Source organism: Pseudomonas sp. SB113 (genome assembly GCF_040754745.1).
In the GTDB taxonomy this organism is placed as follows: Bacteria; Pseudomonadota; Gammaproteobacteria; order Pseudomonadales; family Pseudomonadaceae; genus Aquipseudomonas; species Aquipseudomonas grimontii.
In genome coordinates this window covers 132756-153273 of sequence record NZ_JBFMHW010000001.1, presented here as the reverse complement: position 1 = coordinate 153273, position 20518 = coordinate 132756, and the positions used below count along the sequence as shown (strand labels likewise).

16 protein-coding genes are annotated in these 20518 nt (G+C 60.8%); 3 read left to right on the top strand and 13 right to left on the bottom strand.

Annotated features, from left to right (window positions below; all coding sequences use genetic code 11):
* Window positions 1-47 precede the first annotated feature (47 nt).
* Complete coding sequence (plsB, locus tag AB1462_RS00705) at window positions 48-2552, bottom strand: glycerol-3-phosphate 1-O-acyltransferase PlsB (protein ID WP_259192781.1); 2505 nt, start codon at window positions 2550-2552, stop codon at window positions 48-50.
* A 180-nt stretch (window positions 2553-2732) separates the two neighbouring features.
* Here plsB and AB1462_RS00700 point away from each other — a divergent pair, with 180 nt between their 5' ends.
* A complete protein-coding gene (locus AB1462_RS00700) occupies window positions 2733-2942 on the top strand; it encodes a cold-shock protein (RefSeq protein WP_032891681.1) in 210 nt (69 codons plus the stop codon).
* 70 nt (window positions 2943-3012) lie between these two features.
* Here the strand turns inward: AB1462_RS00700 and AB1462_RS00695 are convergent, their stop codons facing one another.
* From AB1462_RS00695 to AB1462_RS00680, 4 genes are all read right to left on the bottom strand, one after another.
* Window positions 3013-3390 carry a hypothetical protein gene (locus AB1462_RS00695; RefSeq protein ID WP_090408552.1) on the bottom strand — a complete coding sequence of 126 codons (378 nt, stop codon included), beginning with the start codon at window positions 3388-3390 and terminating at the stop codon, window positions 3013-3015.
* 54 nt (window positions 3391-3444) lie between these two features.
* The gene (locus AB1462_RS00690) at window positions 3445-4254 is read right to left on the bottom strand and encodes a putative RNA methyltransferase (RefSeq protein ID WP_090408549.1); all 810 of its coding nucleotides are present in this window, start codon (window positions 4252-4254) and stop codon (window positions 3445-3447) included.
* Window positions 4254-5405, bottom strand: a complete 1152-nt coding sequence (gene dapE / locus AB1462_RS00685) for a succinyl-diaminopimelate desuccinylase (protein WP_027604490.1) — start codon at window positions 5403-5405, stop codon at window positions 4254-4256. The genes AB1462_RS00690 and dapE overlap by 1 nt, the downstream gene beginning before the upstream one ends.
* Window positions 5406-5516: 111 nt before the next feature.
* The gene (locus AB1462_RS00680) at window positions 5517-8108 is read right to left on the bottom strand and encodes a glycosyltransferase (RefSeq protein WP_259192779.1); all 2592 of its coding nucleotides are present in this window, start codon (window positions 8106-8108) and stop codon (window positions 5517-5519) included.
* A gap of 212 nt (window positions 8109-8320) precedes the next feature.
* On the opposite strand from AB1462_RS00680, the gene tcdA reads away from it, so the two are divergent.
* Window positions 8321-9136 carry a tRNA cyclic N6-threonylcarbamoyladenosine(37) synthase TcdA gene (gene tcdA / locus AB1462_RS00675; RefSeq protein WP_090408544.1) on the top strand — a complete coding sequence of 272 codons (816 nt, stop codon included), beginning with the start codon at window positions 8321-8323 and terminating at the stop codon, window positions 9134-9136.
* A gap of 55 nt (window positions 9137-9191) precedes the next feature.
* Here tcdA and AB1462_RS00670 read toward each other — a convergent pair whose 3' ends face one another.
* The 4 genes from AB1462_RS00670 to AB1462_RS00655 all read right to left on the bottom strand — a co-directional run bounded on the left by AB1462_RS00670 (window position 9192) and on the right by AB1462_RS00655 (window position 12247).
* Window positions 9192-9605 carry a SufE family protein gene (locus AB1462_RS00670; protein ID WP_090408540.1) on the bottom strand — a complete coding sequence of 138 codons (414 nt, stop codon included), beginning with the start codon at window positions 9603-9605 and terminating at the stop codon, window positions 9192-9194.
* Complete coding sequence (locus AB1462_RS00665; RefSeq protein ID WP_367245971.1) at window positions 9602-10807, bottom strand: aminotransferase class V-fold PLP-dependent enzyme; 1206 nt, start codon at window positions 10805-10807, stop codon at window positions 9602-9604. The genes AB1462_RS00670 and AB1462_RS00665 overlap by 4 nt, the downstream gene beginning before the upstream one ends.
* Before the next feature lie 64 nt (window positions 10808-10871).
* Window positions 10872-11906 (bottom strand): 2,3,4,5-tetrahydropyridine-2,6-dicarboxylate N-succinyltransferase, encoded by a 1035-nt coding sequence (gene dapD / locus AB1462_RS00660; protein WP_027604485.1) that lies wholly within the window; start codon window positions 11904-11906, stop codon window positions 10872-10874.
* A gap of 32 nt (window positions 11907-11938) precedes the next feature.
* Window positions 11939-12247 (bottom strand): arsenate reductase, encoded by a 309-nt coding sequence (locus AB1462_RS00655; protein ID WP_236692109.1) that lies wholly within the window; start codon window positions 12245-12247, stop codon window positions 11939-11941.
* Between the two features lie 281 nt (window positions 12248-12528).
* Here AB1462_RS00655 and AB1462_RS00650 point away from each other — a divergent pair, with 281 nt between their 5' ends.
* Window positions 12529-14172 (top strand): Na+/H+ antiporter, encoded by a 1644-nt coding sequence (locus AB1462_RS00650; RefSeq protein ID WP_367245970.1) that lies wholly within the window; start codon window positions 12529-12531, stop codon window positions 14170-14172.
* 23 nt (window positions 14173-14195) lie between these two features.
* On the opposite strand, the gene AB1462_RS00645 is transcribed toward AB1462_RS00650, so the two are convergent.
* The 4 genes from AB1462_RS00645 to map form a co-directional block, all read right to left on the bottom strand.
* Window positions 14196-15278 (bottom strand): M12 family metallopeptidase, encoded by a 1083-nt coding sequence (locus tag AB1462_RS00645; protein ID WP_367245969.1) that lies wholly within the window; start codon window positions 15276-15278, stop codon window positions 14196-14198.
* 196 nt (window positions 15279-15474) lie between these two features.
* Window positions 15475-16674 (bottom strand): succinyldiaminopimelate transaminase, encoded by a 1200-nt coding sequence (gene dapC, locus AB1462_RS00640; protein WP_367245968.1) that lies wholly within the window; start codon window positions 16672-16674, stop codon window positions 15475-15477.
* A gap of 45 nt (window positions 16675-16719) precedes the next feature.
* Window positions 16720-19422: a [protein-PII] uridylyltransferase gene (locus AB1462_RS00635; RefSeq protein ID WP_367245967.1), complete on the bottom strand. Its 2703-nt coding sequence runs from the start codon at window positions 19420-19422 to the stop codon at window positions 16720-16722.
* Window positions 19423-19487: 65 nt separating this feature from the next.
* On the bottom strand, window positions 19488-20270 hold the full coding sequence (gene map, locus AB1462_RS00630; protein WP_083359813.1) for a type I methionyl aminopeptidase: 783 nt from the start codon (window positions 20268-20270) through the stop codon (window positions 19488-19490).
* Window positions 20271-20518 lie beyond the last annotated feature (248 nt).

Sequence of the window (20518 nt, the reverse complement as noted above, 5' to 3'; positions counted from 1 at the left end):
CAGCTCCTTTTCAACGGCGCCAGCGTCCAGCTGGCGCCTTCTTCAATCTAGCGTGTTTCTTCTGCTTCCACCGGCGCTTCGGCCGCGCCATCCACGCGATGCAAGGCCACCTGACGGATCGACAGGCGAATCTCCGCCGGCAACACGCGCTTGGCCGCGCCTTCGGCCAGCTCACCGAGCAGGTCGTGGTAGCTCAACTTGCCGGCCTCGTCGCGGCGCAGCACATCTTGTTCCAGCAAGGTCTGGATGAAATGTCGGAAAAGGCTCTTGTCGAAGAATTCCGGGGCGTTGAGGCCATGCAGGATCGACAGGCGCTGGGCCATGATCGTGCACAGGTCTTCCAACTCTTCGGCGCTGATGCTGTTCTGGCCGCTGTTGAGCAGCAGCGAGATCGCCATATAGAAGCGTTGCAGGGTCTGGGCGATGGTCTTGGACAGCAGTGTCAGCAGCACGAAGTGTCGCGAGCTCGGCGCCGGGCGCAGGAACACATTGTTTTCGAAGCGCAGCAGGCCCTGTTCGACGAACGCGTCCAGCCATTGATCGACCACCGTCTCCAGCTCGTCCAGCGACCAGCGGATAAACAGCTCCGATTGCAGGTACGGATACAGCGCGTGGGTGTAGCGCAGGATCTGCTCGCGGCTCATCCGCGAGCTGCTCTGGAAGAAGCTCGCCAGCAGCGCCGGCAGGGCGAAGATGTGCAGCACGTTGTTGCGGTAGTAGGTCATCAGGACGGCGTTCTGCTCGTCCAGGTACAGAATCTTGCCCAAGGCATCGCTCTGTTCCGACAGCAGGTGCATATCCTTGACGTGCTTGATCAGCGCCAGGCCGTCGCCTTCGGGCAGGGTGGTGTGCGGCGAATAAGGGACGCGGCGCAGCAGCGCCAGGTACAGGTCCAACTGGCGGGCCATGGCCTGTTCATCCAGGGCCAGGCGCGTGGTCGACAGCAGCGCCAGGGCGACCAGGTTCACCGGGTTCACCGCGGCGGCTTCGTTCAAGTGGCGGGCCACCTGCTCGCCGAGGCGGTTCGTGGTTTCGTTGAGCCAGGCCGGTTTGTAGTTCGGGCCCAGTTCCTGGGTGCGCCAGTCCGGTTGCTCGGCGTCGAGGAACTCCGCCAACTTGATCGGCTCGCCGAAGTTGACCGCGACCTGGCCAAAGCGCTGCTTGAGCGCACCGATCACTTTGAAAATATCGAAGATCGACTCTTTCTTCTTGCTCGCCCCGCGCAGTTCGCCGAGGTAGGTGCGGCCTTCAAGCACGCGTTCGTAACCGATGTACACCGGCACGAACACGATCGGCATGCGCGAGGAACGCAGGAAGCTGCGCAGGGTGATCGCCAGCATCCCGGTCTTTGGCTGCAGCATGCGCCCGGTGCGCGAGCGGCCGCCTTCGACGAAGTACTCCACCGGGAAGCCCTTGGTGAACAGGGTGTGCAGGTATTCGTTGAACACCGAGGTGTACAGCGGGTTGCCCTTGAAGGTGCGGCGCATGAAAAACGCACCGCCACGGCGCAACAGGCTGCCGATTACCGGCATGTTCAGGTTGATGCCAGCGGCGATATGCGGCGGGGTCAGGCCGTTCTTGAACAGCAGGTAGGACAGCAGCAGGTAGTCGATATGGCTGCGGTGGCAAGGCACATAAATCACCTCGTAGCCCTGGGCAACCTTTTGCACACCCTCGATGTTATTGACCTTGATGCCGTCGTAGATTTTGTTCCAGAACCAGCTCAGCACCACTTCCAGGAAGCGGATCGCGGTGTAGGTGTAGTCGGAGGCAATCTCGTTGCCGTAGCGCAGGGCCTGGGCCTTGGCTTTTTCCGGGCTGATTTTTTCCCGCTCGGCTTCGTCAAGGATGGCCTGGCGCACCAGCGGCATGTTGACCAAACCTTTCACCAGATTGCGCCGGTGGGACAAATCGGGGCCGATCACCGCAGTCTTCAGGTTACGAAAGTGCACGCGCAGGATGCGTTGGGCCATGCGAACGGTGCGTTCGTGGCCTTTATTGTGCTCGATCAATTCACGCAGGTTGATGGGCGCGGAGAATTGCACGCGGGTCTTGCGTCCCAGGATCAGGATGCTCAACAACCGGCGTAGACGCCCGGTGACCGCCCAGCTGTCGGCAAACAGCAGTTTCCATGGGCTTGACTCGCTCGCAGGGGTTTGCCCCCAGAACACGCTGACCGGAATGATTTGTGCATTCTCTTCGGCGTGTTCGCTGAGGGTGTTGACCAGGCGGGTCAGGGTTGGCGGCGCGCCGCGCTTGTCCTGACGCCCGAGCCAGTCCGGCTCGGGCGTGAGGTAGAAGAACGCCGCGGGTTCCATCAACGGGCCTACCGATACCGGCAGCACCGGGCGCGGCAAGCCGGCCTTGGTGCACTCGGCATCGACCACGGCCAGTTCGGTGAGGGAGGGTGATTGCAGGACGTAAAACACCGGCCGGCTGCGGTCGAGGTTAAGGGTTAGGGACGACTGGTTGATCGTCTCCGAGCGAACCCAGAGGTACAACAGTCGGCGCAAGGTGCCAAACACCAGACGGCGGAACGGGGAGCGGGTCATAGGCGAGCTGCTTCAAGTGGGAAAAACCGAGCAGGCGCTCGGGCGGGTAGTGTGCCGTATTCGCCGAAAATCGGCAAAAAAGCAGCGATGTAAACTTGAGTTGATCGTTTTTGAGCCTGTCTTATACTCGGCAGTTCAACGCGATCGGCTCAACAATAACAATCAAGTGGGAGTGAACAGATGGCAACGCGCGAGACAGGCAATGTGAAGTGGTTCAACGACGCCAAAGGCTATGGCTTTATCCAGCGTGAAGACGGCAAGGATGTGTTTGTGCACTACCGCGCCATTCGCGGCGACGGCCACCGTTCGTTGGCCGAGGGCCAGCAGGTGGAATACGCCGTGGTGACCGGCGAGAAGGGGTTGCAGGCGGAGGATGTGGTCGGCCTGTAGGCCGAGCGGCAAGTTTCAAGCTACAAGCTGCAAGCGCTTTGACTTGCAGCTTGTAGCTTGAAGCTGCTTTTTAAGCTGTTTTCCAGGTGATCTGCTCTTCACCGTCTGCGCTGATGCGAATCCAGGTGTCGGCGCTTTCCTCACCTTCCTCCTCGACCCAGGTCCCCGGTGCGCAGCGCACTTCCACGTTCAGCGCGGCAAACGCAGCGCGGGCGCAGGCAATGTCGTCTTCCCACGGCGTCTGGTCACTTTCCAGGTACAGGCTGTTCCACTTGCCTACGGCTTTCGGCAGCCAGGTCACGGGTACATTGCCGGCCTTGCACTTGTAGGTCTGGCCACGCTGGACCCAGTCGCTGCATGGGCCCAGGGCAGCGCCCAGCCAGGCGGCGATAGCCTTGTAGTCGACGTCGGCGTCTTTCAGGTAAATCTCGATATCAGGTTGGCGCATGGATGTTCCTCGTTGCGGGATTCGAAAATCCATTCGCGGATGTTTAAACGTCGGTTATTGAAGCACGAAATAATCGTAGCGCATCGATACCGTGACCAGCAGCGGCTCGGCAGCCTCGATCACCTCGGCACGGCGCTCGGCACTGGCGCGCCAGCCGTGGGGGGTCATGGCCAGCAGGTTGGCGCGGTCCTGCGGCTCGGCCAGGCTCAACTTGAATTCCAGGGTTTCACTGTGCGCCTGGCTCATGCCGTCCGGCACCAGGGCCAGGTGCTTGTCGTCGGTGTACTCGCGCACTTCGTCGTACAGGCGCTCGCGCAGTTCCATCAGATGGCCGCTGGTCGGGCCGACCTTCATCAGGCCGCCGCCTGGGCTGAGCAGACGCTTGGCCTCTTGCCAGTCCAACGGGCTGAACACACTGGCGAGGAATTGGCAGCTGGCGTCGGCCAAGGGCACGCGGGCCATGCTGGCGATCAACCAGGTCAGCGCCGGGTTGCGTTTGCACGCGCGCTTGACCGCTTCCTTGGAAATGTCCAGCGCGTAGCCGTCGGCATGGGGCAGGGCCGCGGCGATTTGCGCGGTGTAGTAACCCTCGCCGCAACCGATGTCCACCCAGCGCTGCGGTGCGCGTTCGGCGGCCAGCTCGGCCAGGCGCCTGGCTACCGGGGCGTAGTGCCCGGCGTTGAGAAAGTCGCGGCGCGCCTCGACCATCGCCAGGTTGTCGCCCGGGTCACGGCTGTTCTTGTGTTGCACCGGCAACAGGTTCAGGTAACCCTGGCGCGCGCGGTCGAAACGGTGCCCGGCCGGGCACGCCACGCCATTGTCCACCGCGTTGAGCGGCGCGCTGCAAATAGGGCAGGCAAGCATCAGGCGAGCAACTTGATCAGGGTCTGGTAGTAAATTTCGGTCAGCACATCGAGGTCGCTGGCGAGGATGCGCTCGTTGACCTGGTGGATCGTCGCATTCACCGGGCCCAACTCGACCACCTGGGTGCCGAGGGTCGCGATGAAGCGTCCATCGGAAGTGCCGCCACTGGTGGAGGCCTGGGTCTCACGCCCGGTGATCGCCTTGATGCTGGCCGACACCGCATCGAGCAACGCGCCCGGCTCGGTCAGGAATGGCAGGCCCGACAGCGCCCACTCCACGTGCCAGTCCAGGCCGTGCTTGTCGAGAATCGCCGCCACGCGCTGTTGCAGGCCTTCGACAGTGGATTCGGTGGAAAAACGGAAGTTGAACACCGCCGTCAGGTCCCCCGGAATCACGTTGGTGGCGCCGGTGCCGGAGTTGAGGTTGGAGATCTGGAAGCTGGTCGGCGGGAAGAAGGCGTTGCCGTTGTCCCAGTGCTCGGCGGCCAGTTCGGCCAGGGCCGGTGCGGCCAGGTGGATCGGGTTCTTCGCCAGGTGCGGGTAAGCCACGTGGCCCTGTACGCCGCGCACGGTCAGCGTGGCGCCGAGGGAACCGCGACGGCCGTTCTTGACCACATCGCCCACCAGGGTAGTGCTCGACGGTTCGCCGACGATGCACCAGTCCAGGCGCTCCTTGCGCGCGGCCAGGCGTTCGATCACGGCCTTGGTGCCGTGGTGCGCCGGGCCTTCCTCATCGCTGGTGATCAGGAAAGCGACCGAGCCCTTGTGGTCCGGGTAGTCGCTGACGAAGCGCTCCGCCGCCACCAGCATCGCGGCCAGGCTGCCCTTCATGTCGGCCGCGCCACGCCCGCAGAGCATGCCGTTTTCGTCGATCAATGCGTCGAACGGGTCGTTCTGCCAGGCTTGCACCGGACCGGTGGGGACCACGTCGGTGTGGCCGGCGAAGCACAGCACCGGACCGTCATGCTTGCCATGGGTGGCCCAGAAGTTGTCCACGTCCTCGATGCGCATCGGCTCCAGCGCAAAACCGGCGTCGCCCAGGCGCTGCATCATCAGCTTCTGGCAATCGGCGTCGATCGGCGTGACCGAGGGGCGACGGATCAGGTCGATGGCAAGTTGAAGGGTCGGCGAAAGGTCGGCATGGGCCGTCATGGGAAAACTCCGGAAAGCATGTTTGGAAGAGCAGGGCGGGCAGACAAAACGGCCGTTATCTTATAGCAAAACGGCGACCACAGGCCGCCGTTTAGTGCATTGCGCACGTTTTTAAGCCGCAGGTGCGGGCTCAGGTGCCGCTGCCGGTTTCGGCAGCGACGACAGGAACGCCATGATCAACGCCGCCACATACGGCAGCGATTGCACCAGCAGCATCACCACCCAGAAACGTATGTCATTGCTCGGCAGGCCCTGCACCAGGTAGATCCCCAGCGCGGCGCCCCACAACAGCAGCATGATGAACATTTCTTCGCGGGCTTCGGAAATCGCTACCCAGAAGCCGTGGTTATCCGCGTTTTTCGGTGTACGAAAGAACGGAATGCTGGTGGTGAAGAAGCCATACAGCACCGCCTTGGCGATGGTGTGGGACAACGCCAGGCCAGCCAGGGCGGCGCAGAATGCATCCTTGAGGTTCACGCCCACCGCACGGCGGTAGAGGAAGATGATCTTGCCCACCTTGAACACGAACAACGCCAACGGCGGGATCGCGAAAATCAGCAGCGGCGGGTCGACCCGCGTCGGCACGATGATCATCGCCGCCGACCACAACAGCGCGCCGACGGTGAAGAAGATGTTCATGCCGTCCGCCACCCACGGCAACCAGCCCGCGAGGAAGTGGTAGCGCTGACCACGGGTCAGCTCGGTGTCTTTGCCGCGCAACAGGCTGGCGGTGTGACGCTTGATGATCTGGATCGCGCCATAGGCCCAGCGGAAGCGCTGTTTCTTGAAGTCGATAAAGGTATCCGGCATCAGGCCCTTGCCGTAGCTGTCGTGGTAGTACGCCGCCGACAGGCCTTTCTCGAATACCCGCAGGCCCAGTTCGGCATCTTCGCAGATGCACCAGTCGGCCCAGCCCAGTTCTTCGAGCACCGAGCGACGGGTCATGGTCATGGTGCCGTGCTGGATGATTGCGTCGCGGTCGTTACGGGTGACCATGCCGATATGGAAGAAGCCTTTGTATTCGGCGTAGCAGAGCTTCTTGAAGGTGCTTTCGTTCTGGTCGCGGTAGTCCTGCGGCGACTGCACCACGGCGATTTTCGGGTCGGCGAAGTGCGGCACCATGTGCTTGAGCCAGTTCGGCGACACGCAGTAGTCCGAGTCGATCACCGCGATCACTTCGGCATCCTTGGCGGTGTGCGGGATCAGGTAGTTCAGTGCGCCGCCCTTGAAACCGGCCAGGGGCGCGACGTGGAAAAACTTGAAGCGCGGGCCGAGGGTTTCGCAGTAGTCGCGCACCGGTTCCCATACCGCCGGGTCTTTGGTGTTGTTGTCGATGATCAGGACTTCGTAGTCCGGGTAATCGAGGGCGGCCAGGGCGTCGAGGGTCTGTTTGACCATCTCTGGCGGCTCGTTGTAGCACGGCACATGGATCGACACTTTCGGGCGGTAGTCTGATTCCCCTTCCACCGGCAGGAATTCACGCCGGCGCTTGTGGGTCCATACCGCTTCCGCCAGTTCGTGGGCTTCGGTCAGCAACACGATGAATACGCCCAGGGCGCCCAGGGCCAACAAGATGCCGACGGTCACGCTGAACCAGGTGCTGTATTGCTGGCTGTAGTCGTAGCCGATCCACACCAGTACCGAACCGCAGAGGAACGCAATAAAGGTCAGGAAGGTGCGGCCACGCTGGCGCAGGGATGAGCCGTCGATCATCAGCAGGGTCAGGGACAGCAATGCGAGCACCACCGATCCGATCGCCAGGACGCGCCATTGCGGGATCGCAACGACGGGCCCTTCAAAGTTGAATTTTTGCTGGCGCGCGGCGTTGTACACGCCCCAATAAGCGCCGGCCGAGCCTTCGTCGCTGACTTTCCACGGCTGGTCAAAGGCTTCGATAACGAAGTAGTTGTAGCCCTGGCGGTTCAGCTTGTTCACCAGCGTACGCAGGTAAATCGCCTGGTCTGCCGGCGACGTTTCATTACCGCCGCGCATACGGCCGTTACTTGGCCAGCCAACTTCCGACAATAGCAGCGGCTTTTTCGGGAACAGTTTCTTCAGGTCCTTGGCGCGGTCGAGTACGTACTGGCCGGCCTTGTCCATCGGGATGTATTCCCAGAACGGCAGGATGTGCGCGGCAATCAGGTCGACGTGCTTGGCCAGTTGCGGGTTCTTTTCCCAGATATGCCATTGCTCGGAGGTCGTCACCGGTACTTTCACGGCGCTGCGCACCCGGTCCAGCAACACGATCAGTGCTTCAGGAGTGATCTCTTCACGGAACAGGGCCTCGTTACCGACGACAACCCGCACGACGCTGCGCGAGCTGTTGGCGATCTCGATGGCACGCTGGACTTCGCGCTCGTTACGTTCCAGGTCCGGGCTGATCCAGATCCCCAGGGTTACGCGCAGGCCGAACTCTTCGGCCAGCTTGGGAATGTCCCCCAACGTGCCGTCGACCGAGTAGGTGCGGATGTTATCCGTCAGCTTGCTCATGATCTCCAGATCGCGACGCATCTGCTCGTCGGTGGGGTACTGGTCTTTCTGCGGGTACTGGCCTTGCTGGAACGGCGAGTAGGAAAAACCGGAGATCTGCTCGGGCCAGTTGGGAGCGGTGACCGGGCGGTTGATCAGCGCCCAGAAGCCGGTGAACAGCGCGGCAATTGCCAGCACCACCACCAGGTTGAGTCCAAATTTACGCGATGCCATGGTTATGTCGGGTTCCAAAGGGTGCGGAACGAAAAGAGGTGTCGGCCTACACCGAACGGCGCGCATCCTACACCGGCCTTTCCCTGACCGTACAGCAAGCCGAGAAAAACCGGACATTGGGCAGCGAAAGTACATCTAAGTTCTTAACTTGTAGCTTGTAGCTTAAAACTTGTCGCTGCGTGGCCCTATAATGCGCGCCGGTTTTTGGGGTAATGGTCATGAGTACAGAAGATCCGCGGTTTGCAGGCGTCGCCCGCTTGTATGGCATTGAAGGCCTGGAGCGCTTGAAAGCGGCCCATGTGGCGATCGTCGGCGTCGGCGGTGTCGGTTCGTGGGCCGCTGAGGCCATGGCCCGTTGCGGGGTGGGCGAGATTTCGCTGTTCGACCTGGACGACGTCTGCGTCAGCAACAGCAACCGCCAACTGCACGCCTTGGACAGCACCGTGGGCAAGCCCAAGGTCGAGGTGATGGCCGAGCGCCTGCGCGCTATCAACCCGGATTGCACGGTGCATGCGGTGGCGGATTTCGTCACCCGCGACACCATGGCCGAGTACATCACGCCGACTATCGACTGCGTGATCGACTGCATCGACGCGGTTAACGCCAAGGCCGCACTGATTGCCTGGTGCAAGCGCCGCAAGATCCAGATCATCACGACTGGCGGCGCCGGCGGGCAGATCGATCCGACGCTGATCCAGGTGTGCGACCTGAACCGCACCTTCAATGACCCCTTGGCGTCGAAAGTGCGCTCCACCTTGCGCCGTGACTACGGCTTTTCCCGCACCGTGACCCGTCATTACAGCGTGCCGTGCGTGTTTTCCACCGAGCAACTGCGTTATCCCAAGCCGGACGGCAGCATCTGTTTGCAGAAGAGTTTTGTCGGTGATGGGGTGAAGCTCGACTGCGCCGGTGGGTTTGGCGCGGTGATGATGGTGACGGCGACCTTCGGCATGGTCGCGGCGACCAAGGCGGTGGACAAGATTGTGGCCGGCGTGCGCCGGCCTTCCGAGCGGGTCAAGCCCACCTAGATCTCACTGTCGAACATAGATCCAAATGTGGGAGGGGGCTTGCCCCCTCCCACATTCAGTTTTGTGTATGGCTTAGTGTTCGCATGCGCTGCAGTACAGCATTCAGACCGTTGCTGCGTGACGGCGACAATTGCCGCGACAGGCCCAACTGTGCGAACCAATCAGTCAGATCAACCGACCCCAACTCAGCCGCCGACAACCCATTGACCCGCGCCAGCAGCAACGCTACCAACCCGCGAATCATGCGTGCCTCGCTGCTCGCGGCGAACTGCCAGTGACCATCGTGCAAGCGCCCCACCAACCACACCAGGCTTTCACAGCCCTGCACCAGGTTGGCATCGACCTTATCCTCATCCGCCAATGCGGGCAGACGTTCACCCCACTGCATCAGCATTCGCGCGCGTTGTTCCCAACTGCCGACTGACTGAAAGGCTTCCAGCGCAGCCAGCGCATCCACTGGCAGGCTCATCGCAACATATCCAGCGCCTGGTCCAGCGCTTCAAAGAAGCGTTCCAGGTCATCGGAGTCGTTATACAGCGCCAGGGATACACGGATCGCTCCCGACAAATGCATCGCCTTGAGCAGCGGCATCGCGCAATGATGGCCGGCACGTACGGCAATGCCTTGCTCGGTCAGCAGGTGCGCGAGGTCGGCGTTGTGCACGCCCTCGACCACAAAACTGACCAGCGCCACCTGCGGCGAACCCAGCACGCGCACGCCATTGCGCGCGTTCAGCCCGCGCAACAGGTAGTCATGCAGGGCCGCTTCATGGGTGAGAACCGCCTGTGGGTCAAGCGAACTCAGGTAGTCCAGGGTCGCGCCCAGGCCGATCACGCCGGCAATCGGCGGGGTGCCGGCCTCGAAACCCAGTGGTGCCGGGCGGAAGCTGGCGCTGTGGTAGTCGGCCTGTTGCACCATCTCGCCGCCAAACTGCCAATGGCGCAGGTGATGCAGGGCTTCGTGGCTGCCGTACAGCACGCCGACGCCGTCGGGTCCGTACAGCTTGTGGCTGGAAAATACATAGAAGTCGCAGCCCAGGGCCTGTACGTCGTGGCGGCCGTGGACAATGCCTTGGGCGCCATCGACCACGGTCAGGGCGCCGTGGACCTGGGCCAAGGCCAGCAAGGCTTGCAGCGGTTGCCAGGTGCCGAGGACGTTGGACAGTTGGCTCACCGCCAGCAGGCGCGTACGCGGGCCGATCAACTCGGCGGCGGCTTGCAGGTCGATCACGCCGTCATCGCCGAGTGGCAATACCACCAGGGTGAGTGCACGACGCTTGGCCAGTTGTTGCCACGGCAACAGGTTGGCGTGGTGTTCCAGGGCGCTGATGACAATTTCATCGCCCGCATTGAATAAGTGCTCGAGGCCATAGGCCAGGAGGTTCAGCGCAGAGGTCGCGCCGTGGGTAAACATGATTTGCCCGCTGTCACCTGCATTCAACCACTGTGCAACCTTGCTGCGACTGTCCTCGAAGGCCTGGGTCGCATGGGCGCCCGGCAAATGCTGGGCACGGTGCACATTGGCGGCGCCATTGGCGTAGTAATGACTGATGGCATCCAGCAGGGCTTGGGGTTTTTGCGTGGTGGCGGCGTTGTCCAGATAGGTCTGGTCTTGCCGTTGCAGGGTGGCGATGGCCGGAAAGTCGGCGCGCCAGGGGGAGGGCACAAGCATGGTGTTCAAGACTCGTATAAGCGAACCCCAGGGTCGGGGCCCGCTAGTGGCATCGAGTGGCTGCTTAGTTGTGAGCGTGCAGCGCTTCGTTCAGTTCGATGGCCGATTTGTGGGTTTTGCACTCCACGGCACCGGTCTCGGAGTTACGGCGGAACAGCAGGTCCGGTTGGCCGGCCAGCTCACGCGCCTTGACCACCTTGACCAGTTGGTTCGACTCGTCCAGCAGTGCAACCTTGGTGCCGGCAGTGACGTACAGGCCCGACTCCACGGTGTTGCGGTCGCCCAATGGGATACCGATACCGGCGTTGGCACCGATCAGGCAGCCTTCACCAACCTTGATCACGATGTTGCCGCCGCCCGACAGGGTGCCCATGGTCGAGCAACCGCCGCCCAGGTCCGAACCCTTGCCGACGAACACGCCGGCTGATACACGGCCTTCGATCATGCCCGGGCCTTCGGTGCCGGCGTTGAAGTTGACGAAACCTTCGTGCATCACGGTGGTGCCTTCGCCCACATAGGCGCCGAGGCGGATACGCGCGGCATCAGCGATACGCACGCCGCTCGGTACCACGTAGTCGGTCATTTTCGGGAACTTGTCCACCGAGAACACTTCCAGCAGCTCGCCACGCAGGCGGGCTTCCAGTTGGCGTTCGGCCAGCTCATTGATGTCGATTGCACCCTGGCTGGTCCAGGCCACGTTCGGCAACTGCGGGAACACACCGGCGAGGCTCAGGCCATGTGGCTTGACCAGGCGATGGGACAGCAGATGCAGCTTGAGGTAGGCCTCTGGGGTGGACGTCAGTGCGGCGTCTTCGGCCAGCAGGGTGGCGACCAGCGGAGTGTGGCTTTCAGCCAGACGGCTCAGCAGGGCGGCCTGGGTGGCGTCGACGCCTTTGAGCGCATCAGCCAGTTGCAGAGCCTGGGCGACGGTGAAGGTGATCGCCTGGTTGCCTTCGCTGTAGCCGAGGATCGGCGCGATGGCGGCAACGATTTCAGCCGATGGGTTGAGCAAGGGTTGTGCGTAAAACACTTCCAGCCAAGCACCTTGGCGGTTCTGAGTGCCGACGCCGAAGCCCAGGCTGAACAGGGAATTGGACATGCTGTTACCTCTACAAAAATGGAAGGGCTGGCCTACTTGAGGGCCGCCGAATAAGTATCTGGCTTGAAGCCAATCAGGGTTCTGTCACCGAGATCAAGCACCGGGCGCTTGATCATCGAAGGTTGCGCGAGCATCAATTCAATGGCTTTCGACTGATCGAGATCGGCTTTGCGTTCGTCTTCGAGTTTGCGAAAGGTGGTGCCCGCACGGTTCAAAACCACCTGCCAACCGTGCTCGTTGCACCATTGGGTCAAGTGTTCGCGGTCGATACCGGCCGTTTTGTAGTCATGGAACTCATAGCTCACCGCGTGCTCATCGAGCCAGGTGCGCGCCTTTTTCATGGTGTCGCAGGCTTTGATGCCGAAAAGGTGCAACGTTTTGCTTGAAGCGGTCAAGGAATTGCCCCCCCTGCTTTACTGACGTAAGTGCCAATGAAAATGAAAGATCACGGATTATGCCACGACCAGCGGGTTTGGGTGCCGCTCGTCAGCACCGTGCGACTTTTGTGCAAAAGCCAGCGCGCGGCATAGGTGGGTAACATAGCCGGGTAATATGGCACTTCAACGGCCAGTTGTTGCCTGATGTGTGTCGTTGCAAGTCGATTGTCCGGGAAACCCGCGTTATGCAAACCGCCTACACCGTTCTTATCCTGCTGATGCTGGTCAGCGTTTCGCGTCTGGTCGGGCGTGTCATCCCCCTGCCGCTACCCCTGGTGCAGATTGCCGCAGGCGCCTTGCTGGCCTGGCCCACACTGGGGCTGCATGTGGCGCTGGACCCGGAGCTGTTCCTGTTTCTGTTCCTGCCACCGTTGCTGTTCTCCGATGGCTGGCGCATGCCCAAGCGCGAATTGTGGCGCCTGCGAGGGCCGATCCTGACGCTGGCGGTGGGGTTGGTGCTGTTTACCGTGGTGGGTGCCGGTTATTTCATTCATTGGATACTGCCTACGATTCCGCTGCCGGTGGCCTTCGCCTTGGCGGCCGTTTTATCGCCGACGGATGCCGTGGCGGTGTCAGCCATTGCCCAGAACCGTTTGCCAACGCCGTTGATGCATATGCTTCAGGGCGAGGCCTTGATGAATGATGCTTCGGGCCTGGTGACGTTTAAGTTTGCGCTGGCGGCGGCATTGACTGGAATGTTTTCGCTGACGGATGCCAGTCTGACGTTCGTAATGGTGGCTGTCGGTGGCCTGGCGGTGGGCGTGGCGTTGAGCTGGCTGGTCGGCCGTTTGCGTGCCTGGATGATCGCACGGGGATGGGACGACCCGGCTACCCATGTGGTGTTCATGTTGCTGCTGCCGTTTGCCGCTTATGTGCTGGCTGAACGCCTGGGGGCCTCGGGCATTCTGTCGGCGGTGGCGGCGGGGATGATGCAGAGCTGGCTGGACCTGCTGCCCCGCCAGACCAGTACACGGTTGCTTAACCGCAGCGTCTGGTCATTGCTGGAGTTTGCCTTCAATGGCTTGGTCTTCCTGCTGCTGGGCCTGCAACTGCCGGACATCATCAAGGCCGTGGTGAGCCATGAGCCGACGTTGTGGCCGACGTTGCTGTATCGCTGCCTGGATGTGATCGCGATTTTTCTGGTGCTGGTGGTCTTGCGCTTTATCTGGGTGCAAAGCATCTGGCGCTTATCAGGCTGGCTGCGACGGTTTCGTGGGGAAAGTGAGCTGACGCTGGTGCCGACCGCCCGTTCCTGCTGGCTGTTGACCGTTGGCGGTGTACGCGGTGCCGTGACTCTGGCGGGTGTGATGTCGGTGCCGTTGCTGCTGGCGCCGGGTCAGGATTTTCCCGAGCGTGATCTGCTGATCTTCATTGCCGCCGGCGTGATCCTGCTGTCGCTGATCGCCGCCTGCATCGCGTTGCCGCTGCTGTTGCGCGGCATCGAAAAGAGCCCGGACGAAAAGCGCCACAACGAAGTGCGCGAGGCCTGGAAGAAGACTGCGGTGGCAGCGATCCATGCCCTGGAGGCCGAGGAGCCGGCCGAGACCGACAGCCAGGACGCCGCCCAGGCCGCATTAGCTACTGAGCTCAAGGCACGATTGATGTCGGAATATCGTCATCAGTTGGAGGTATTCAACGACTCGGTCGAAGCCCAGGCACTGGCGCGCCACATGGACTTGCTTGAGCGCAAACTGCGCCTCAAGGCCCTGCGGGCGCAGCGGTTGGAGTTGTACAGCTTGAGCCGTCATCACCAGATTGGTGATGACGTGCTACGTGAAGTGTTGGCTGAGTTGGATATGGGGGAAGCGAACTTGGGGTATATAAAGTGAGCAGGCGGCCCGCAGTACAGACGTTATTGCTTTCCAAAACCCAGCGCTTGGGCGAATAAGTTCTTCATGAAGAGACTGGGATATTTCTTTTTTGAATCGAAATCGATGCCCATCGTTGGCTTCGATAGGTGCACACGCTTCGCATCGGTTCCGATTGCAGACCAGCTTTTTTTACCTTTGGCGGTGGGGGCTATTCTTATGTCGCCCCTGGGGCCCTCAATAAATTCGAGCTTGAGGTTTATATAGGGTTGCATCAGGGCGATGTGTTCTTGAGTGAATTTTTTTTGCGCATCACTCATGTTGAGTAGTGACAGCGTGACGGTGGAGTGGTTAGGCCAGAGTTTGCTGACTGTCGCCGACGCATTGAAATATCTCGCGGTCTCTGCGGGTAATGGCAGGCTGCGCGGGTAAAGCGTCTTGATGAAGTTGATATCGTCTTCGGATAACTCAATGTTCATTCCAATGCCTTTCCCGTCTTTGAGTAAGTCGGACGCGAACTCATAATGCATGATCGACTTTTTGTCGTAGTCGGATGTTTTGATCTTCAGTCTCTTCTGGTGATATTTGAATAATATCTGACTGTCCGTTTCTGCTTTGCTCATGCCAACTGATTGGGCATAGGCATAGAGCTTTTCTTTATCGAACTCAAGCGTTCGGTCTGGATGCTTATGTTCGTGATCCAGGCCCAAGGCATGTCCGAACTCATGTTGTATGGTTCGAATGACTTTGTTGTCGTTGTTCTTGAAATTGATGCCCATGGAGAACTCAGAAGACGGGATTTCTTTGGCGTCTTTACCGATCCTCGACCATCCTGCGGCAGGCGCTGAAATAGAGGTGATTCTTATGTCTGCGTCAGGTGTTTCGACAAATTTAAGTTTCAGGTTTATATGCGGAACCCATTGGTTGATGTTCGCTTTAGTGAGCGCCTTTTCGCGCTCGTCCATGTTAGCGAGAGAAATCGTTAAGTTTGAATTCTGTGGCCATAACCGTTCAAACAACGCGACGCCGCGTTTGTTTCTGCGCAAAGGGGCTGATTGGTTTTCAGGGCTTTCGTAGATGTTTTTTTCTGCGGTTGCGGGCAGTGGCAGCATATTCGGCGCAATCATGGTCAATTCCAAGTCCAGGAAGTCGGACGACGAGTCAGAAGATGCACGGTAAGTGTCGCATCGGGTGACCAGGGTTCCATGAGGTTGCGCAGGGAAGGCGTAAGCATATTCGAGGCGATGAAGGCCGGGAGCCATGACCACCGTTTTTAATCACAGTCCGCGCTGCATTGCACAGCGCGGGGGAGGGGCGAAGGGGTTACTGCCTGCGCAGGAGGAACTCCCTGATCCGCTGAGCTGCTTCCACACACTCGGCCAGCGGCGCAACCAACGCCATGCGCACGCGCCCGGCGCCGGGGTTCACGCCATCCACTTCCCGCGACAGGTACGAGCCCGGTACCACGGTCACATGTTCTTCCACGAACAACTCCCGGCAGAACGCGGCATCGTCGCCATTCACGTTCGGCCACAGGTAGAAACCACCGTCCGGGCTTTGCACATCCAGAACGGGTTTGAGGATCGCCAGCACTGCATCGAATTTCTCGCGGTACAGGTCTCGGTTGGCCAGTACGTGGGCTTCGTCCTGCCAGGCGGCGATGCTGGCCAGCTGGGTTTGCACCGGCATCGCGCAGCCGTGGTAGGTGCGGTAGAGCAGGAAGGCCTTGAGAATCTCGGCGTCGCCAGCGACAAAACCGGAGCGTAGGCCCGGCAGGTTGGAGCGCTTGGACAGGCTGTGGAACACCACGCAACGCTTGAAGTCCTGGCGGCCCAGCTCGACACACGCACTGAGCAGGCCCGGCGGCGGGGTTTGTTCGTCGAAGTACAGTTCGCTGTAGCACTCGTCTGCGGCGATGACGAAGTCATATTCGTCTGCCAGGGCGATGAGTTTTTTCAGCGTCTCAACCGGGATCAGCGCGCCGGTAGGGTTGCCTGGGGAGCACAGGAACAGGATCTGGCAGCGTTTCCAGATGTCTGGCGATACCGCGTCGAAATCCGGGTTGAAGCCGTTTGCGTCCAGGCATGGCAGGTAGTGCGGCTTGGCCCCGGCCAGGAACGCAGCGCCTTCGTAGATCTGGTAGAACGGGTTCGGACTGACCACCAGCGCGTCGTCGCCACGGTTGACCACGGTCTGGGTGAAGGCGAACAGCGCTTCACGGGTGCCGTTGACCGGCAGGATATTGCGTGCCGGATCCAGCCAGCCCTTGGGTACGTTGAAGCGGCGTTCGCACCAGGCACCAATGGCCTCGCGCAGGGCGGGAATACCCAGCGTGGTGGGGTACACCGCCATCTGGTCGAGGTTATTGCTCAGTGCCTCGGCGACGAATGCCGGGGATTTGTGCTTGGGTTCGCCGATGGACAGCGCAATCGGGCGTTTGTCCGGGTTCGGCGTGACACTGCCCAGCAGGGCGCGCAATTTCTCGAACGGGTAGGGCTGCAGCTGGTTCAGGGCGTTGTTCATCGGTGGATCTCGTTCAATTCATTGGAAGCAAAAAAGGGCTGTCGGTCAGATACTCAAGCGCGATAACGCAACGTTATTTTCCTGATTGACGCTCAACTGTTGGACGATGGCTTCCTGCAAGCGGCGGCACAGCTCCGGGTCGGACAGCGGCTGGTTATCGGCGTCGGTAATAAAGAACACGTCTTCCACCCGTTCGCCCAAGGTTGCAATCTTGGCATTCTGCAGTGACAAATCGAATTCCAGGAAAATGCCGCCGATCCGTGCCAGCAGGCCTGGCCGGTCCGGGGCGCTGAGCTCCAGCACGGTCACCGGACGCTGCGCGTCATTGGAAATGGTCACCTGGGGCGCAAACGCAAAGTGCTTGAGCTGGCGCGGTACCCGGCGCTGGATGATCGTCGGGTAGTCATCGGGGTTGCGCAGGGCTTCGGTCAGTCCTTCGCGGATCTTTTTCACCCGGGCCGGGTTATCGCCGATGGACTCGCCTTCGGTATCCAGCACGATATAAGTATCGAGGGTGAACTGGCTGCTGGAGGTGATAACACGGGCGTCATGGATGTTCAGGTTGAGCTGGTCCATGGCAGCCACAGTCACGGCGAAGAAGTCGTGCTGGTCGGGCGCATAGATGAAGATCTGCGTGCCGCCTTCGAATTCGCGCTGGGTGGTTTCCTTGATCAGCACCAGCGGGCCGCCATCGGCCGGCTGCTGCAGGATCGCGTCAGTGTGCCAGGCCACATCGCCGGCGGTGTGGCGCAGGAAGTAGTCGTCACCCAATTGCGACCACAGTTGCTCGACGTCGTCCGGGTCGTTGCCGCCGCGCACCAGGATGTCCAGGGCGGCGCTTTGGGTGCGGCGGATTTGCTCCTCGCGGTCCACCGGGTTTTCCAGGCCACGGCGCAGCGCGCGCTTGGTCTCGGTGTAGAGCTGGCGCAACAGGCTGGCACGCCAGGAATTCCACAGCGTCGGGTTGGTGGCGTTGATGTCGGAGACTGTCAGCACGTACAGGTAATCGAGGCGGGTTTCATTGCCGACGATCCCGGCGAAATCGTGGATCACCTGCGGATCGGACAAGTCCTTGCGCTGGGCGGTGGTCGACATCACCAGGTGGTTCTGCACCAGCCACACGATCAGGCGGCTGTCCCACAGCGGCAGTTGGTGGCGCTGGCAGAACGCCTCGGCATCGACCGCGCCGATTTCCGAGTGGTCGCCATGCCGGCCCTTGCCGATGTCGTGGTACAGGCCGGCCAGGTAGATCAACTCCGGCTTGGGCAGCTTGGCCATGAGCTTGCTGGCCAGCGGGAATTTCTCTGATACCTGGGTGTACTGCAGCTTACGCAAGTGCTTGATCAGGTTCAGGGTGTGGGCGTCCACGGTGTAGATGTGGAACAGGTCGTGCTGCATCTGCCCGACGATAAAGCCGAACTCCGGCAGGTAGCGCCCGAGGATGCCGTAGCGGTTCATGCGGCGCAGGTTGCGGTGGATGCCGATCTTGCACTTGAACAGCTCGATAAACAGGCTGGTGTTGCGAATGTCGTTGCGAAAGTCATAGTCGATCAGGTGACGGTTTTCCCGCAGCAGGCGGATGGTATCGGCGCGTACGCCCTTGATTTCCGGCTGCTGGGCCATCAGCACGAAGATTTCCAGCATGGCGAACGGGGTGCGACGGAACACGTTGTCGTTGCGTGCCTCGATATAGCCGTCGTGCAGCTGGAAGCGCGAATTGATCGGCTGCGGCGGTGTTTCGTCTTCGGGGGCCAGGATCACTTCTTCGAAGTGCTGGATGATCAGGTCGCTGAGCTGGGCAATGCTCATGACCACCCGGTAGTACTGCTGCATGAAACTTTCGATGCTGGTCTTCGCGTCTTCGCCGTCAAACCCCAGCAGGGTTGCGATGGAGCGCTGGTGATCGAACAGCAGGCGATCTTCGGAGCGCCCGGCGAGCATGTGCAGGGCGTAGCGCACTTTCCACAGGAATTCCTGGGACGACGCCAGCAGGGCGTTCTCGCTCTCCACCAGGAAGCCTTCGCCGGCCAGGGCGCGCAGGTTCAGGGTGCCGTATTGGCGGCGGGCTACCCACAGAATCGTCTGGATGTCGCGCAGCCCTCCCGGCGAGCCTTTGACATTGGGTTCAAGGTTGTATTCGGTGTCGTTATACTTGTGGTGCCGGGCCTTCTGTTCGGCACGCTTGGCCAGGAAGAAATCCTTGCTCGGCCACATGTGCGCCGTGCTGGTGACTTCGAGCATGCGCTGGCGCAGGCGCTCGGGGCCGGCGATGGTGCGGCTTTCCATCAGGTTGGTGATGACGGTGAGGTCGGCGCGGGCCTCTTCGGCGCATTCGTCCACCGAGCGCACGCTCTGGCCGACTTCCAGGCCGATGTCCCACAGCAGTGTCAGAAAGCGCTCGATGGAGTCGCGAAAGATCTCATGATCGGCGCTGTCCAGCAGGATCAGCAGATCAATGTCGGAGTAGGGGTGCAGCTCGCCGCGACCATAGCCGCCGACCGCCACCAGGGCGATATCGGCGTCTTCGCTCCAGCTGAACTGTTCCCAGGCCTTTTGCAAGATGTTATCGACGAACCAGGCGCGGTCCTCGATCAGCCGGCGGATGTCCCGGCCGCTGCGAAAGCGCTCGTCGAGCACCTCACGGGCCTGGCGGATAGCCTTCTTGAAGGCGGCGATGGGGCTCGCTTTCAGGGCCAGTTCGGCCTGGAACTGGCCACGGTCGAAGAGTTCGGGATCCACCTGGGGCATCGATCGGCTTTCCTTTCTATCTATCAGTCAGTCACAACACAGTTTGGGAAAACCTTGGCAGCCTTTTACGCCGAAATGCGTGGGATCGTGTCGTCGGCGCGCAGGGTGAAGATCTCGTAGCCGGTTTCGGTGACCAGCAAGGTGTGTTCCCACTGGGCCGAGAGCTTGCGGTCCTTGGTGATGGCGGTCCAACCGTCGCCCAGCACCTTGGTGTCGGCCTTGCCCTGGTTGATCATCGGCTCGATGGTAAAGGTCATGCCTGCCTTGAGCTCCATGCCGGTGCCGGCGCGGCCGTAGTGCAGGATCTGTGGTTCTTCGTGGAACACGGTGCCGATACCGTGGCCGCAGAATTCACGCACCACCGAAAAGCCGTTCTTTTCGGCGTGCTTCTGGATCACCTCGCCGATGTCGCCCAGGCGGCAGCCAGGCTTGACGATTTCGATGGCCTTGTACATGCATTCCTGGGTGACCTGGGACAGGCGCTCGGCCCAGACCGGCACGGTGCCGACGTGGAACATGCGGCTGGTGTCGCCGAAGTAGCGGTCCTTGATCACGGTGACGTCGATGTTCAGGGTGTCGCCGTCCTTCAACGGCTTGTCGCCAGGAATTCCGTGGCAGACCACGTGATTGACTGACGTGCAGATCGACTTGGGGAAGCCCTTGTAGTTCAGCGGCGCAGGAATGGCGCCCTGCACATTGACTATATAGTCGTGGCAGATCTGGTTCAGGGTTTCCGTGGTAACGCCGGGCTTGACGTGCTCGGCAATCATTTCCAGCACGTCGGCAGCCAGTTTGCCGGCGATGCGCATGCCGGCGATGTCTTCGGCGGTTTTCAAACTAACGGTCATACAAGCTCTCTCTAGCGCGAAGCGCTGAAATCAATACGGTTTACGGGCGTGCGACAAAAGGTTACAGAATTCGCACAAGCCCCAAAAAACGCGATTCTAACAGACGCGGGCGGCAAATCATGAGCCCCTGACGATCGCTTCTCTCTATCAGATGGGGTTATATCGGCTCTATTCAAAGGGTTGCGTACCCCTCGCTCACACCAAATGTGATTGCGTGTTTCGTTTTTGCCCTTCGTATGGTATAAAAT